General features: G+C 58.9%; 10 protein-coding genes. 5 read left to right on the top strand and 5 right to left on the bottom strand.

What is annotated here, in order from left to right; genetic code table 11:
- Positions 1–19: 19 nt before the first annotated feature.
- Positions 20–2,299 (bottom strand): TonB-dependent siderophore receptor, encoded by a 2,280-nt coding sequence (locus M2407_RS11315; protein WP_122079953.1) that lies wholly within the window; start codon positions 2,297–2,299, stop codon positions 20–22.
- Between the two features lie 319 nt (positions 2,300–2,618).
- Here M2407_RS11315 and fes point away from each other — a divergent pair, with 319 nt between their 5' ends.
- The 3 genes from fes to M2407_RS11300 are packed head-to-tail and all read left to right on the top strand — an operon-like array spanning position 2,619 to position 8,147.
- Positions 2,619–3,989, top strand: coding sequence for an enterochelin esterase (gene fes, locus M2407_RS11310; RefSeq protein WP_071844543.1), 1,371 nt, complete (start codon positions 2,619–2,621; stop codon positions 3,987–3,989).
- Positions 3,964–4,170 (top strand): MbtH family NRPS accessory protein, encoded by a 207-nt coding sequence (locus tag M2407_RS11305; RefSeq protein WP_020827972.1) that lies wholly within the window; start codon positions 3,964–3,966, stop codon positions 4,168–4,170. Before fes ends, M2407_RS11305 begins: the two co-directional genes overlap by 26 nt.
- Before the next feature lie 32 nt (positions 4,171–4,202).
- Positions 4,203–8,147: an enterobactin synthase subunit F gene (locus M2407_RS11300; protein WP_259218088.1), complete on the top strand. Its 3,945-nt coding sequence runs from the start codon at positions 4,203–4,205 to the stop codon at positions 8,145–8,147.
- A 77-nt stretch (positions 8,148–8,224) separates the two neighbouring features.
- On the opposite strand, the gene M2407_RS11295 is transcribed toward M2407_RS11300, so the two are convergent.
- Genes M2407_RS11295 through fepD form a run of 3 tightly spaced genes read right to left on the bottom strand, consistent with a single transcriptional unit; the run spans position 8,225 to position 11,120 of the window.
- Positions 8,225–9,025, bottom strand: coding sequence for an ATP-binding cassette domain-containing protein (locus M2407_RS11295; protein ID WP_020827970.1), 801 nt, complete (start codon positions 9,023–9,025; stop codon positions 8,225–8,227).
- Complete coding sequence (gene fepG, locus M2407_RS11290) at positions 9,022–10,047, bottom strand: iron-enterobactin ABC transporter permease (protein WP_020827969.1); 1,026 nt, start codon at positions 10,045–10,047, stop codon at positions 9,022–9,024. The genes M2407_RS11295 and fepG overlap by 4 nt, the downstream gene beginning before the upstream one ends.
- Positions 10,047–11,120: a Fe(3+)-siderophore ABC transporter permease gene (gene fepD, locus M2407_RS11285; RefSeq protein WP_129983444.1), complete on the bottom strand. Its 1,074-nt coding sequence runs from the start codon at positions 11,118–11,120 to the stop codon at positions 10,047–10,049. Before fepD ends, fepG begins: the two co-directional genes overlap by 1 nt.
- A 134-nt stretch (positions 11,121–11,254) precedes the next feature.
- Here fepD and entS point away from each other — a divergent pair, with 134 nt between their 5' ends.
- Positions 11,255–12,523 carry an enterobactin transporter EntS gene (gene entS, locus M2407_RS11280; RefSeq protein WP_020827967.1) on the top strand — a complete coding sequence of 423 codons (1,269 nt, stop codon included), beginning with the start codon at positions 11,255–11,257 and terminating at the stop codon, positions 12,521–12,523.
- On the opposite strand, the gene fepB is transcribed toward entS, so the two are convergent.
- The gene (gene fepB / locus M2407_RS11275; RefSeq protein ID WP_142814732.1) at positions 12,510–13,469 is read right to left on the bottom strand and encodes a Fe2+-enterobactin ABC transporter substrate-binding protein; all 960 of its coding nucleotides are present in this window, start codon (positions 13,467–13,469) and stop codon (positions 12,510–12,512) included. The genes entS and fepB overlap by 14 nt on opposite strands.
- Positions 13,470–13,667: 198 nt before the next feature.
- Between fepB and M2407_RS11270 the strand changes: the two genes are divergently transcribed.
- Entirely contained in the window at positions 13,668–14,876 is a 1,209-nt protein-coding gene (locus M2407_RS11270; RefSeq protein WP_116690030.1) for an isochorismate synthase, read from the top strand.
- The last annotated feature ends 4 nt before the right edge of the window (positions 14,877–14,880 follow it).

The raw sequence follows: 14,880 nt of genomic DNA, 5'->3' as shown, positions 1-14,880 counted from the left end.
TCTTGATTAAGCCGGCCGTTTAGAAATGGGTATTCACGCTCATATAGTAAGTACGACCCGGTTCGTTGTAGGTGGCGGCACCTGCACCGGCAATGTTAATGGCACCGGTGGTTGGGTCACCCACGTTCTGCGAGTTACCTTCGCGGAACTGACGTTTGTCGAACAGGTTGTCGATACCCGCCGTCAGGCTGATGTTTTTGGTCACATCATAGGTCGCGCTGGCACCTACCACGGCGTAAGGGCTGACCTCCTTGGTTTCGGTACCGCTGACCGGTTTACCCTGGTAGTTGTACTTCTTCGGTTTCTGACGGCCGTACCAGGTCAGGGTCGATTGCATCGACAGATCCTGGGTCGCCTGCCAGCTCAGCGTCGAGTTGATGGTGAACTTGGGGATCACCGACAGGTAGTCGCCGGTGCTCTTGTTCTTGTTCTCGATCATATAGGTGGCGTTGTTGCTCCAGGAGACGGTCTCGCTGACCGGCACGTTCAACGTGCCTTCCAGGCCCTGGACTACCGCTTTCGGCACGTTTTCCCATTGGTACACGGCTGTGCCGGTGCTGCTGGTGCCGATACGGCTATTACCCGCTTCGATTTTATTGTGGTAATCGTTGCGGAAATAAGTCACGCCGGCCAGCCAGCCTTCATTGTGGAATTCCAACCCGACTTCTTTATTGACGCTGGTTTCTGCCTTCAGGTCGTCGTTACCCAGCAGGTAGCAGCCATTTTTGACATCGCTGGACGAACAACCCTGACCTTTGCTGTACAGCAAATAGTTCTGGTTGGTCTGGTACAGGTTAGGCGCTTTGTAGGCGCGGGCGATGCCCATTTTCAGGGTGAAGTTGTCGCCCAGTTCCTGTGACAGGTTCAGCGACGGGCTCCAGTTGTTACCGGCTTCGGAGTGCAGATCGTAACGCAGGCCCGGCGTCAGCATGGTGCTGTCGGTCAGCTCCATGTTGTCTTCGGCAAACAGCGAGAAGATATGGGCGGATGCGTAAGGGCTACGAGTACCGCTACCTTGACCGGGAATGGTGCCCCCCATCATCGTTTGGCTGGTGGATGAACCGTCCTTCATGCGTTGCTGGTTCCATTCGGTACCCAGGGTGGCGGTTTGCGTCACGCCCAGTTCAAATGGCACGCTGACTTCGCTGTGCGCCAGGAAATCATCCAGCTTGGTGGTGCCGAAGCCTTCGTTTTTAGCGTCAAAGATACCTTCGGTACCGCCGGCCAATCCTTCGTTCAGGCGGGTATTGCGAGTGCGCTCGAACTGAACGTAGTTATTGGTGCTGACGCCATTGTCCCAGGCACCGCGGTGGTTAAGGCCGAAGGTCTCGCGATAGATACGGTTGGTTTCTTTGCCGTAGTTGCTCTGTACCAGCGCATTGGTGTTGGTGTTCTGAGTGTCACCGGCGTACAGGTTGCCCTGACGGCCATAGGAATACTCAAACTCCAGCGACTGCAGGTGCGCGAAGTCCCAGTGCAGCAAGGCGTCGATATTTTTATCTACCACCCCTTCACGGCCGGAAGGAATGCTGCTGGCGTAGGCACCCACTCGCTCGGATTTATGCGATTCGTTAATGTCCCAGGCATCGGCCTGAGTTTTGCTGTAACCCCCGAACAGGCGGAAGCTCAACTGGTCGGTCAGCGGGCCGGACAGGCTGAAGTCGGTACGCTTGGTGGAGCCTTCCTGCTTGTGCTCCGGCACGTCGAAATAGGTGTTCAGCGAGCCGTGCAGCTCTTTGGTGTTCTTCTTGGTGATGATGTTGACCACGCCGCCGGCGGCGCCGTTACCGTAACGGGCTGCCGCGGGGCCGCGCAGCACTTCGATACGTTCAATCATTTCCGGCGGGACCCAGGCGGTATCGCCGCGGGTATCACGCTCACCGCGCCAGCCCTGACGCACCGAGTTGCGGCTGCTGGCCGGTTTTCCGTCAATCAGGATCAGGGTATTTTCCGGGCCCATGCCGCGGATATCGATCTGGCGGTTGTTGCCGCGCTGGCCGCTGGTGGAGTTACCGGTCAGGTTAACGCCGGGCATGGTGCGGATCAGCTCGCTGATATCACGGGCAGGTGGGCGTTTTTTGATTTCGTCGGCGGTAATGGTAGAAACCCCAGGTGCCTGCAGGTTTTGCTTGGCGGCAGTGACGACAATAGTGTCCTCGGCGGCTTCTTTTTTACTTTTGGCGACCTTGTCTGTTTCTGGGCTGGTGTCGGTTTGCTGTGCGGCGTGTGCAAAAGCGGACGCGCCTAACCCTAACCCGATGAGTGTGGCTAAGGAATAACGTGATAATTTGCTGTTCATCTGAGAGTTCCTACCTTGCTGCCTTTCTCCGGGCACCGAAGCAGTAGCTCTCCGGCTATGAGAAGGGCGGTTGTAGTTTTTTGTTTTCGGAAAGAGAAACCCAATCGGCCAAGACGCAGCGGCCACGACATTGGATTCAGCGCTTAAATTCGGCATCCGTCCCTGTTGAAGAATACCTGCCCTGTTTACGAGCCTACACACACTATTGCAAACGCAAATAATTATCAATAGTATTCGACTTACCGTTTTCTTGGGCAGCGCCTCGCGCCGCGAAATTACCGGCTTTCCTGAAGCTGCCAGCTAAATAGTGAATAGGCGTTTGAAAACAAAATCCGAGTCAGAAAGCAGCAGATTATTATCAAGCAAGCACGCCGGGCGCCATGGATGGTGGCTGAATATCGCCAAACGCGGCACGCCGCTGGTGGAGCTGCAAGGGGATGGACGCGGGAAGGTCACCTTTTTATGGCGTGACCCCCAGGGATGTGAACTCACTTCCGCCTATCGACGCGTCTGGATCCACATCAATTGTCTGACCGACCATCATCAGTCGTCGCCGCCGCAGAGCCTGCAACGGCTGGAAGGGACCGACGTTTGGTACTGGCAAACCGAGCTCAGCGCCGACTGGCGCGGCAGCTACTGCTTTATCCCCTGTATGGACGACCGGCCACTGGCCCCCAGTGATGAGGATGCGCACGTTAATATGCATTCGGTCCGCCATTGGTGGCATCAGGTGTTTGCCGGTGCGACCCAGGACCTGCTGAATCCCCATCGTTCCTGGGCCGGTGTCGGCGGGCATGTATTGTCAGGCCTGCATATGCCGGAAGCGCTGCCGCAACCGGCCTGGCAGGATTTCGATCGCTATGCGGTCGCCAGCGGGCGTTGTACTCCAGCTCCCCCGGCGAAACTGCAGCGCCACAGCTGGCACAGCGAGCGTCTGGGCAATACCCGTAACGTCTGGGTTTATACCACCGGCGAAGGCGATCCAACACAACGTCCGCTGGCGATATTGCTGGACGGTCAATTCTGGGCGAGCAACATGCCGGTCTGGGATCCGCTGATGCAGTTGACCCGCGAGGGCAAGCTGCCGGAAGCGGTTTATCTGCTGATTGACATTATCGATCTCAAACACCGCTCCCAGGAGCTGGCCTGCAATGCAGATTTCTGGCTGGCGGTACAAGAAGAATTGCTGCCGCAGGTCGCCGAATGGGCGCCGTACCAGCGCGATCCTGCCCGTACTCTGGTGTGCGGCCAAAGTTTTGGCGGCTTGTCATCGCTGTATGCCGGGCTGCACTGGCCGCAGAGCTTCGGCGGGGTGATTTGCCAGTCCAGCTCTTTCTGGTGGCCACGTCGCGACATGTATCAGCTTGCGGAAATTCCGGCCGATGCCGGTTGGTTACTGCATCAGGTTGAGCAGGGCGTTGGCAAAGGCAAGCTGAAGGTGTTTATGGAAGCCGGCGTGCATGAAAAAGTGGCGCGCCGGGTCAACGATCGGATGGCGGACTTGCTGCGTGATGCCGGTCACCGGGTGCAATACCGGGTGGTGGCCGGGGGACACGATCATTTGTGCTGGCGTGGCGGTCTGATAGACGGTCTGCAGGCACTGTGGGCGGACCAATCCTCTGCCCCCTCGATCAAGCTAACCTTCACTGCCCAAGGAGTCCGCGATGGAAACTCTGAACCCGTTCGATGACGAGCAACAAAGCTGCCTGATTGTGCAGAATGATGAATTGCAATACAGCCTGTGGCCAGACTTTAGCGCAGTGCCGGCGGGGTGGACGCCGGTGTTTGGCCCGGCGGCGCGTCCGCTGTGCGTGATTTGGCTGGAACAGCATTGGCAGGATATGCGGCCCGCCTCGCTGCGTAAGGCGTGATGGCGCCAATACCGATAACAGGAGTCAGTACCTTGTCAGACCGGAATTTATTACCGACCGAACGGCCGTTCGCCACTGAACTGCCGTTGGTCGCCGCGCAACCCGGGATCTGGGTTGCCGATCAGATTTCGCCGCATGCCAACGCCTATGCGGTTTCCCACTATATTGAGCTGAATGGCCCGCTGGATCAGGCGTGCCTGTTGCGTGCGATTGAGCAGGGGCTGTCGGAAGTAGATACCCTGCAGTTCCGCTTTGAAGAGCGTGACGGGGTGCCGATGCAGTGGCATGACCCCGAGCTGGCGATCCTGCCGGTAGAATACTTCGATCTCAGCGAATCTCCCGATGCCGCTGCAGCAGCGCGTGCCCTCATGCAGTTGGATATGTCCGGTGATTTGCGCATCGGTAGCGGCAATGCGTTATATCGTCATATGCTGATCCGCCTGTCGGAACAGCGCTGGTTTTGGTATCAGCGTTATCATCATATTCTGGTAGATGGCTTCAGTTTTACCGCCATTGCCCGCAGAATCGCCCATATTTACACCCGGACGTTGCACAATGAACGGCCGGATCCGACGCCCTTCAGCGCATTCAGCGAAGTGGTCGAGGAATATCAGCGTTATGCGCAATCGTCCACCTCTCAGCGCGACGCTGCCTTCTGGTTGAACAAGGCACAGCAATTGCCGACGCCTGCCACCCTTTGCCCGCAACCGTTGGCCGGGCAGACGCCAACCACCCGTATTCACCGCTTGTCACAGCTGTGCGACCGACAAGATTTCACGCAGTTGGTGAACGCCGGTCAGCAGCAGTTCAGCGTGGCAGATATGGCACTGGCGTTGGTTGCGTTGTGGGTTTCACGCCTGAGCGGACATGCCAGCTTCAGCGCCGGTTTTATCTTTATGCGCCGTACCGGTTCGGCCGCGCTCTGTGCCAACGGACCGGTGATTAACGTCTTGCCGATCGAAATGCACCTCGACCCTCAGGCTACGCTGAGCGAGGTCGCCGGTAATATTGGTCGTGAGTTAAAAACCGTTCGCCGCCATCAGCGCTACGAGGCGGAGCAGGTGCAGCGCGATCTGGGGCGAATTGGCGATGCCCAACCGCTGTACGGCACGGTATTCAACTTTAAGATGTTTGATTTCCAGTTGGACTTCGGCGGTATCGAAGGCATCACCCATGAGCTGGCCTCCGGGCCGGTCCGTGATCTGGAGATTGCGTTGTACCTCGACGAGGCCGGTACGCTGAAGGTCGATCTGTTGGCTAATGCCGAACGTTATCAGCGTGATGAGCTGGCGGCGCATCTGCAACGCCTGCCTCTGTTGTTGCGTCAGTTTGCCGCACAGCCTCAGATGCCGATTGGCGATGCCGATTTGCTCACCGAGCAAGACCGCCAACTGTTGGCCCGGGTTAATGACACGGCACATCCGGTGAAGGCGCAAACCCTTAGCGGGCTGCTGGCGGAGCAGGCGCAGAAAACCCCTGACGCCCCGGCGCTGGCCGATGCGCAGTACCAATTTACCTATCGCGAAACTCGTGAGCAGGTTGCCGCGCTGGCGCGTCAGTTGACGGAGCAGGGCGTACAACCGGGTGATATCGTTGCCGTCGCCTTACCGCGCTCGGTCTTTTTGTCTCTGGCGTTAATGGCCATCGTCGAAGCCGGGGCGGCCTATTTGCCGCTGGATACCGGTTATCCTGACGAGCGTCTTGGCATGATGCTGGAGGACGCTGCGCCGCGCCTGATTATCACCGAACCGACCCAGCAGGCACGTTTTGCCGGCAAGGGTGAGATCTTGCTGTATGACGCGCCGTTGCCGATAGACAGCGCAGCCAACGTCACGCTCAATGGACCGACGCCGCATCACCCGGCCTACATTATCTTTACCTCCGGCTCGACCGGGCGACCGAAAGGCGTGTTGGTGGGGCATCAGGCGATCGTCAACCGGTTGCTGTGGATGCAACATCAGTATCCTATGGCGGCAGGCGATGTGGTGCTGCAGAAAACGCCTTGCAGTTTTGACGTTTCGGTATGGGAATTCTTCTGGCCGCTGATAGTGGGGGCCCAGTTAGTGATGGCCCCGCCTGAAGCGCACCGCGATCCGGAACAGCTGCTCCAGCTGATTGATCAACATCGTGTCACCACCATGCACTTTGTCCCTTCGATGCTGGCGGCCTTCGTCAGCGCGTTGGATAGCCCGCAGGCGGTGGCGTGTTGTGCGCCGTTACGTCAGGTATTTTGCAGTGGTGAAGCCTTGCCGGCGGAACTGTGCCGCCTGTGGCAAAGCCGCACTGCGGTGCCGTTGCATAACCTGTACGGGCCGACCGAAGCGGCGGTGGACGTCAGCTGGCATCCGGCCTGGGGCGAAGCCTTGGCTGCCGTCACTGGCGCCAATGTGCCGATTGGTTTACCGGTTTGGAATACCGGTTTACGCATCCTCGATACGCGCCTGCGGCCAGTGCCGCCGGGCGTCGCCGGTGATTTGTACCTTACCGGTGTGCAACTGGCGCACGGCTATCTGGGACGACCGGAACTGACCGCCAGCCGCTTTGTAGCCGATCCTGACGGCGATGGTGGGCGGATGTATCGCACGGGTGACGTCGCCCGTTGGTTGCCGGGAGGCGAGGTGGAATACCTTGGCCGCAGTGACGATCAGTTAAAAATACGTGGGCAACGCATTGAATTGAGTGAAATCGATCATGCTTTGCTGTCGCTGCCGGGGATTAAACAGGCGGTGACTCACGCGCTGGTGCTGGAAAATACGCCAACCGATCCTGGCGGCGGCGATGCCCGTCAACTGGTGGGCTATCTGGTGGCGCAGCCCGGTGTGCGCCTTGATCTGGACGCGCTCCGCGCAGCGTTGGCCGATCGGCTGCCGCCGCATATGGTGCCGGTGGCGCTGGTCGAGATGGATACTCTGCCGCTGAGTGCCAATGGCAAGCTGGATCGTAAAGCGTTGCCGCAACCGCAGGGCGCAACCCGCGCGGCAGGGCGTGAGCCACATGCGGGGCTGGAGACGGCGATTGCTGCGGTGTTCGCTCGCCTGCTGCAACGCGGAACCGTGTTTGCCGACGATGACTTCTTTGCCCTCGGCGGGCACTCGCTGTTGGCGATGCGTTTGGCGGCGGAGCTGCGGCGTGAGCTGGGCAAGGCGGTGTCGGTAGGGCAGGTGATGGTGGCTTCCCGCGTGGAACAGCTGGCGCAGCTGTTGGCCGAAGAACGCACCCAGGAAGAAGCTGACAAAACCGGTTTTGACCGCGTTCTGCCGCTGCGCACCACCGAAGGACCAACGCTGTTCTGCCTGCATCCGGCGTCCGGCTTCTCATGGCAGTTCAGCGTGTTGCCGCGCTATATCGATCAGCACTGGTCGCTGGTGGGTATTCAGTCTCCACGGCCGGATGGCCCGTTGGCGCTGAGCGAAAATATGGACCAGGTATGCGACGCGCATCTGGAGACGGTGTTGCAAGTGCAACCGCACGGCCCGTATCACTTTATCGGTTACTCGCTGGGCGGTACTCTGGCACAAGGCATTGCCGCGCGCTTACAGGCAAGGGGCGAAGAAGTGGCTTTCCTTGGGCTGCTGGATACCTATCCGCCGGAAACGCAAAACTGGGACGTGATGTTGGATGACAACGTGTTGAAAGAAGTTCAGCGCGAACGTCAGCAGTTCCTGGCGGTGTCTGAAGATGCGCTGGATCCGGCATTGGGCGAAACCCGCGTAGCCATGTTCGATAATATCGAAGCCAACTATGCCGATTCGGTTCGTCTGCTTTCAGCCACCCATACGGCGAACTTCAAAGGACAGGCGACGCTGTTTGTCGCGCGCCAGACGTTGCAGGAGGGGATGGATGTTCAGCAGACCTGGTCGCAATATGTGGACGCGCTACAGGTTCATGAACTGGACTGCGCGCACGTGGATATCGTTTCACCAACGTCGTTCAAGGTATTAGGACCGTTGTTGAACCGCATACTTCGCGCTTTATAATACCCAGGGATGGTAGGGGACGAATACATTCGTCCCGATTAACGCGGGCCCAGCATGCTGGGCCCCTACAATCTCGATTACTTACCCAGCGGTACCACCAACGGCGTGTGCGAGACGGGATCGTCAATGATCATGCAGCGCAGACCGTAGACCTTTTCGATCAATTCCGGCGTCACAATATCCTTCGGTGCACCCTCGGCGACCACTTTACCGTCGCGCATGGCAATCAGATGTGTGGCGTAACGGCAGGCATGGTTGAGATCGTGCAGCACCACCACCAGCGTATGGCCATTTTCACGGTTTAACTGGCGCATCAGTTCCAGCAAGTCGATCTGATGGCTGATATCCAGCCAGGTGGTCGGCTCATCCAACAGCAGCAACGGCGTTTGCTGCGCCAATACCATGGCAATCCAGACCCGCTGACGCTGTCCGCCGGAAAGCGTATCAACCGGCTGTTCAGCCAGTTCAAACACGCCGGTGGAGCGCATGGCCTGTTCGACCGCTTGCTGGTCTTCTTCACGCCAGCGGCTGAACAGGCGCTGATGCGGATAGCGACCGCGTGCCACCAGATCAAACACGGTAATGTCACCTGGCGCGGTCGAGCTTTGTGGCAACAGCCCCAACTGGCGAGCCACCTCTTTGGTGGCATAGTCGCTAATGTGTTTGCCGTTGAGCCAGATGGCACCGGCCTGCGGCTGCATCAGGCGGCTAAGAGTGCGCAGCAAGGTCGATTTACCGCAGGCATTCGGCCCGATAATGACCGTCAGTTCACCGTGCGGAATAGAAACGGAAAGGTCGCGCGCGACGATTTTTTTGTCATAGCCGAGCGTCAGGTTTTCGGCGCGTAACGGCGCGGGCTGTAAGAGTTCAGCATTCATTTTTTTCGTGACTCACGGATTAATAGCCAAATCAGATAAATGCCGCCCAGGCTGACGGTCAACACCCCGACCGGCAACTGATAAGGCATAAACAGGCGTTGCGCCGCGACATCGGCGAGCAGCAGCAACAGGGCACCCGTCAGGGCTGTCAGCAACAGGACGCTGCGGTTGGCGCACAGGCGTCGCGCAATCTGTGGGGCTACCAGCGCAATAAAGGAGATCGGCCCGGCGACGGCGGTGGCGGCGGCAGTCAGGGTAACGCCGACCAATAACAGCAGCACGCGTGAGCGCTCTACCGGCACACCGAGTGCGCAGGCGGTGTCATCGCCCATCTCCAGCAGCCGCATGCGGCGGGCCAGCATCAACAGCAACAGACAGCACAGCGCAATCACCGCCAGCACCGGCAAACTTTTCGCCCAGGTCACGCCGTTGAGCGAACCGGCGCTCCACAGTCCGGCGGTCATGGCGGATTCCAGCGAAGCGCTGATGATCAGCCAGGTATTGCCGGCCACCAGCAGGGCGCGAACGGCAATACCGACGATAATCAAACGGAATGACTCGACGCCGTTGCGCCATGCCAGCAGATAAATCAGCGCGGCGGTCAGCAAGCCACCGGCCAGTGCCCCGGAGGTGATGCCGAGAATGCCGCCGTTAAACAGCACTATTGCCACCAGTACGCCGCTGTAAGCACCGGTATTAAAACCGATGACGTCCGGGCTGCCGAGCGGGTTACGCAGCAGCGATTGGAAGATGGCGCCGCTGATACCGAGCGCGGCACCCAACAACAGCGCCATTATCACGCGAGGCAAACGCCACTGGGTAACGATCACCGCCAGGTTGGCCGGGCCTTCACCGCGTAGGGCGTCGATCACCTGCAGAGCGCTGAGCGACAGAGCGCCGGAACCCAGGGCATAAATCGCCAGTGCCAGAGCGGCAAGCAACAGCAGCAGCGCGGTTAGCGCCGGGCGCGACAAGGCGCGCATTTTGTGGTTGGCCATCAGGCGGGCTGCGGACATCGACATTAGCGCTGCCTCCTGAACATATGGCGTTGGCGCACCAGCATGATCAGCAGCGGTGCGCCAATAAGCGCGGTGACGATGGAAACGCGCAGTTCACCGGCGACCAGGAAGCGGCCGATCAGGTCGGCGCTCAGCAGCAGGATCGGGGTCAATACCAAGGTCCACGGCAGCATCCAGTGCAACTCGGAGCCGGCCAGTCGCCGGGCAATGTGCGGCATCATCAGCCCGACAAAGGCTATCGGACCAACGGCGGCGGTGGCGCCACCGCACAGCAATGTGATCGCCAGCAACCCCAGCAACTGGGTGCGGACGATGCCGGTGCCCAGCGCGGTGGCTAACTCATTGCCCATACTCAGGCTGTTCAGCGATTTGCTCATCCACAGCGTGATTGCTGTGCCCAGCAGGATCGGCAGGGCAACGGTGCGCACCACCTGCATATTTTGAATATCCAGCGAACCGGCCTGCCAAAAACGCAGCTGATCGAACACCAGCGGGTTCAACAGGGAAATGCCGGAGGTCATGCCTTCCAGCACCGCCGCCAGCGCGACGCCGGCCAGCGTCAGGCGAACCGGGTTCAGGCTGCTGCCACCCAATGCGCCGATCAGCGCCACCAGCAGGGCGGCAAACATCGCGCCGGCAAAGGCGAACCACAGATATTCGCCGACGTGAGCGGCACCAAAGAAAGTGATGCCCAATACCACGGCAAACCCCGCGCCGGCGTTAACGCCGAGAATGCCGGGGTCGGCCAGCGGATTGCGGGTGAGGGTTTGCATCAGCACGCCGGACAGGCCCAGGGCGATACCCGCCAGCACGCCGATCAGCGTGCGCGGCAGCCTGGCGTTGGTAATGATGGTGCAGTCGGCGCCGCTACATTGGCCGTTGAGCGCCTGGATAACCGTGTCGAAGGGGATAGATTTGGCACCGAGCGACAGGCTGAGCAGCATGACGACCAACAGGGCGCAAACGGCAATCAGCAAGCCAAGCAGCTTGCGACGAAATGAGCGGGGAGAGCCACCCGCAAGACGGTCCCTGGACAGCGGAATGGACGGTGTGCAATTGCGTGTAATCCGTAACATAACAATCCATTATTTGATTGAATATGAATGATATTTATTATCATTATTGATTGTTTTCATCTATGGTACCATGAGTCCCTTCGCTATTGCAGCACAGACGCTGCCCCTTTTCTTTAGTTGTGGTGAGAAAGCTAATGAGTAAGCCCTCTATTTTGCTTGATTTTGGCCTGCTTAAGACCAATAGCGCCTTTCGCGCTGTGTTCTGCGCGCGTTTTATTTCCATTCTGGCGCTCGGGCTGATGGCCATTGCCATCCCGGTGCAGATCCAGGCCCTGACCGGGTCGACGCTGCTGGTCGGGTTGTCCGTGACGCTGGCCGGCAGCGGCATGTTTGCCGGTTTGCTGATGGGGGGCGTACTGGCTGACCGCTACGAGCGCCGCCGTCTGATCCTCTTTGCCCGTTCCACCTGTGGTATTGGGTTTATCGGTCTTTGTTTAAATGCCGCTTTACCTGCGCCGTCATTAACGCTGATTTATCTGCTGGCGGTTTGGGACGGGTTCTTCGGGGCGGTAGGCGTGACGGCGTTGCTGGCGGCGACGCCTGCGCTGGTTGGGCGTGAAAATATCGTTCAGGCCGGTGCCATCAGCATGCTGACGGTGCGTTTTGGCTCCATTCTTTCCCCGGCGATCGGCGGGTTGGTGATTGCCAACGCCGGCGTGACCTGGAACTACGCTTTGGCGGCCTTCGGCACCTTGCTGACGTTGATCCCTTTATTGCAGCTGCCACAGCTGTTGCCACCCCCTCAGCCGCGTGAGCATCCGCTGCGCGCACTGGCCGGGGGATTTGGCTTCCTGTTTCGTAACCGGGTGATTGGCATGGTGGCGCTGATCGGCGCGTTGCTGACCATGGCCAGCGCGGTGCGAGTGCTGTACCCGGCGATGTCCGGCATGTGGCAGGTCAGTGCGGCGCAGCTGGGCTTTATGTATTCCGCCGTGCCGCTGGGCGCGGCAATTGGCGCCTTTACCAGTGGCCGGGTGGCGCACGTGGCGCGGCCGGGCTGGATGATGCTGATGACGGCGATTGGCGCGTTTGTCGCTATCGGCCTGTTCGGCCTGATGCCCTGGTACGGTCTGGCACTGTTCTTCCTGGTGGTGTTTGGCTACCTGAGCGCATTGAACTCATTACTGCAGTACGGGCTGATTCAGAACCTGACGCCGGATGCTTTCCTGGGGCGCATTAATGGCCTGTGGACGGCGCAAAACGTGGTGGGGGACGCATTGGGTGCCCTGCTGCTGGGGGCGATGGGGGCGTTTATGTTGCCGGCCATGACTTCAACCAGCTTCGGTTTTGGCGTGGCGGTACTGGGTGTGGTACTGGCGTTCGCGATGAAAGGTCTGCGTCAGGTGAGCCTTGGCGGGCAGGAAAGCGATCTCCAGCCCGCCGCGGGATCTACTGAGAAATAAACTGTTTTTCCAACAGCGTCAGCAGGTTGCTGGCGCTGTAGTAATCCAGTCGGAAGGTGTCATTGCCCAGCGCATAAACCCGCTTATGCTGCACCGCCGGCAGGTGAGCGAGGAAAGGATTGTCCATCAGCCGCTGCGCATCGCTTTCGTTGTTGGCAAACAGCATCAGCGTCTGGCCGTTCAGCCCTTCCGCCAGGTTTTCCCCGGCGAGCTGAATGATGTCCTTTCGCATACCCATGCTGCGGCTGTTGTTCAGCTTGTCAGACGGAATCGCCAGGGTGAAACCCAGCTGCTTGAGCATTTGCCCCTGGGAAGATTCGGCGGTCCACAGGTTGGCTGACTTGCCGTCGGCGCTGAAGACCAGAGCGGAGGTCGGTTGTTCCGGCAGCGTCATACGTTGTTTGAGTGACTTTTCCCGGCTATCGAAATCATCAACGATTTTTTGCGCCTTAGCTTCGTGCCCGGTGGCCTGGCCCAGCTCTATCGCCAGCGCCTGCCAGCTTTTGTCGTCGTAATTGACCACCAGCACCGGGGCAATGGCGGACAGCTGATCGTACAGGCGCACGGCGGAGTCGGCACCGGTAGCGGAGATGATGATCAGGTCGGGCGCTTCACCGGCAATGGCTTCTGCGTTGGGTTCGCCAATGTACAGGCGCTTTACGCCGCGCTGCGTTGCGATAGCGCTCCATTGGTGGAAGAAACCTTGTGAGTCCGCGAGACGGCTGCCGGGCGTGGTGGCGCCGCTGGCGATCACTGGCGCATCAATCGCCAGCAGGGTGCCGGTGACGGTTACGCTGGTGGAAACGATGCGGGTAGGGGGCTGCTGCAGGGTGACTACGCCGTGTGAAGTTTCGATTTTACGCGGCCAACCGGCCTCTGTGGCATGGGCTGCACCCATGGCTAACATGCCAAACAGTGCGAAGCCGAAGAACAGGTTCTTCTTCATAAAGCATTCCTTAGAATTTAAATAGTAATACTTATCATTTATATAATTAAAACTGCTGGTTTTATAGCACGATAATGAATAGAAGAACTGTTTACATTTATTGACATAGCATATTCACGAGGGTAATTTAACGCGATTCAATACAAATGATAATCATTATTATACAGGTTATTGTTCATGATACGAAAGGGAGAACCGATGAGCGTGACAGTAAAGGGTACCGGGCAGAAGAAGCCGCACAGCAAGGAGAGCGAGTCGTCCGTAGCAGGCGTGTCGCCGACCTCCGGCTTTTTCTTTACCTCTCCTTTCCGTAGCCTGAGCACCCAGGGCTGCTTCGCCAAAATCACGCTGCCGGCCCAGGGCGGGGATCAGCTTAACGGCGAGTTCCAGCAGGCGGTACGGCATGCTTTTGCCGAAGCCAAACTGGCGGGGGTGAAAAACCCGGTCCTGTGCGGCGCGATCCCGTTCGATACTCATCAACCCTCTGCGCTTTTTATTCCCCAGCACACCCAGTGGTTTGAGCGCGATGCCTTTTTGGCTGGCGTAACCTCACCACAGGAAGCCCTGCCGGAAATTATCAGCCAAAATGAAGTGCCGGCACAACAGCCTTTCATGCAGATGGTGGCAGATGCGGTGGAAGCAACCCGTGGTGACCAACTGGATAAAGTGGTGCTGTCACGCCTGCTGGAGATTGAAACACGCGAACCGGTAGACAGTCAGGCATTGATGGCGCGTATCATCGCGCAAAACCCGCATGGCTTCCATTTCCATGTGCCGTTGGAACAAGGAGCATTGCTTGGCGCCAGCCCTGAACTGCTGCTGCGTAAATCCGGCGCACAATTTTATTCCAACCCGCTGGCAGGCTCCGCCCGTCGTGACGCCGACCCGCAGCGGGATCGTGAAGTCAGCCAACAGCTGTTGGTTTCCGAGAAAGATCTCTACGAGCACCAGTTTGTTACCGAAGGTATGCGGCAGGTGCTGGCCGATCGCTGCAGTTATTTGAATATCCCCACCTCGCCTGAATTATTGAGCACCACCACGCTGTGGCACTTGTCTACACCAATCGACGGTGAGGCCGCCAGCCGGGCGGAAAACGCGTTGTCGTTGGCCTGCCTGCTGCATCCGACACCGGCGCTGTGCGGTACGCCAACGGCGCTGGCGCATCAGGTGATCAAGCAACTGGAGCCTTTTGATCGCGGCCTGTTTGGCGGCATCGTCGGCTGGTGTGATGCCGAAGGCAACGGGGAGTGGGTAGTGACCATCCGCTGTGGCACGGTGCAGGGCAACCAGGTACGACTCTTTGCCGGAGCCGGCATTGTGCAAGACTCTTCGCCGGAATCTGAATGGCACGAAACCGGCACCAAACTCAGTACCATTTCGCGGGCGTTTGGCCTGAACCAAGGATAGACAT

The sequence above is a fragment of the Serratia sp. BIGb0234 genome (assembly GCF_024809915.1).
GTDB classification, from domain to species: domain Bacteria; phylum Pseudomonadota; class Gammaproteobacteria; order Enterobacterales; family Enterobacteriaceae; genus Serratia; species Serratia liquefaciens.
Note: the sequence above shows the minus strand (reverse complement) of the source record. Positions and strands in the feature narration are given on the sequence as shown.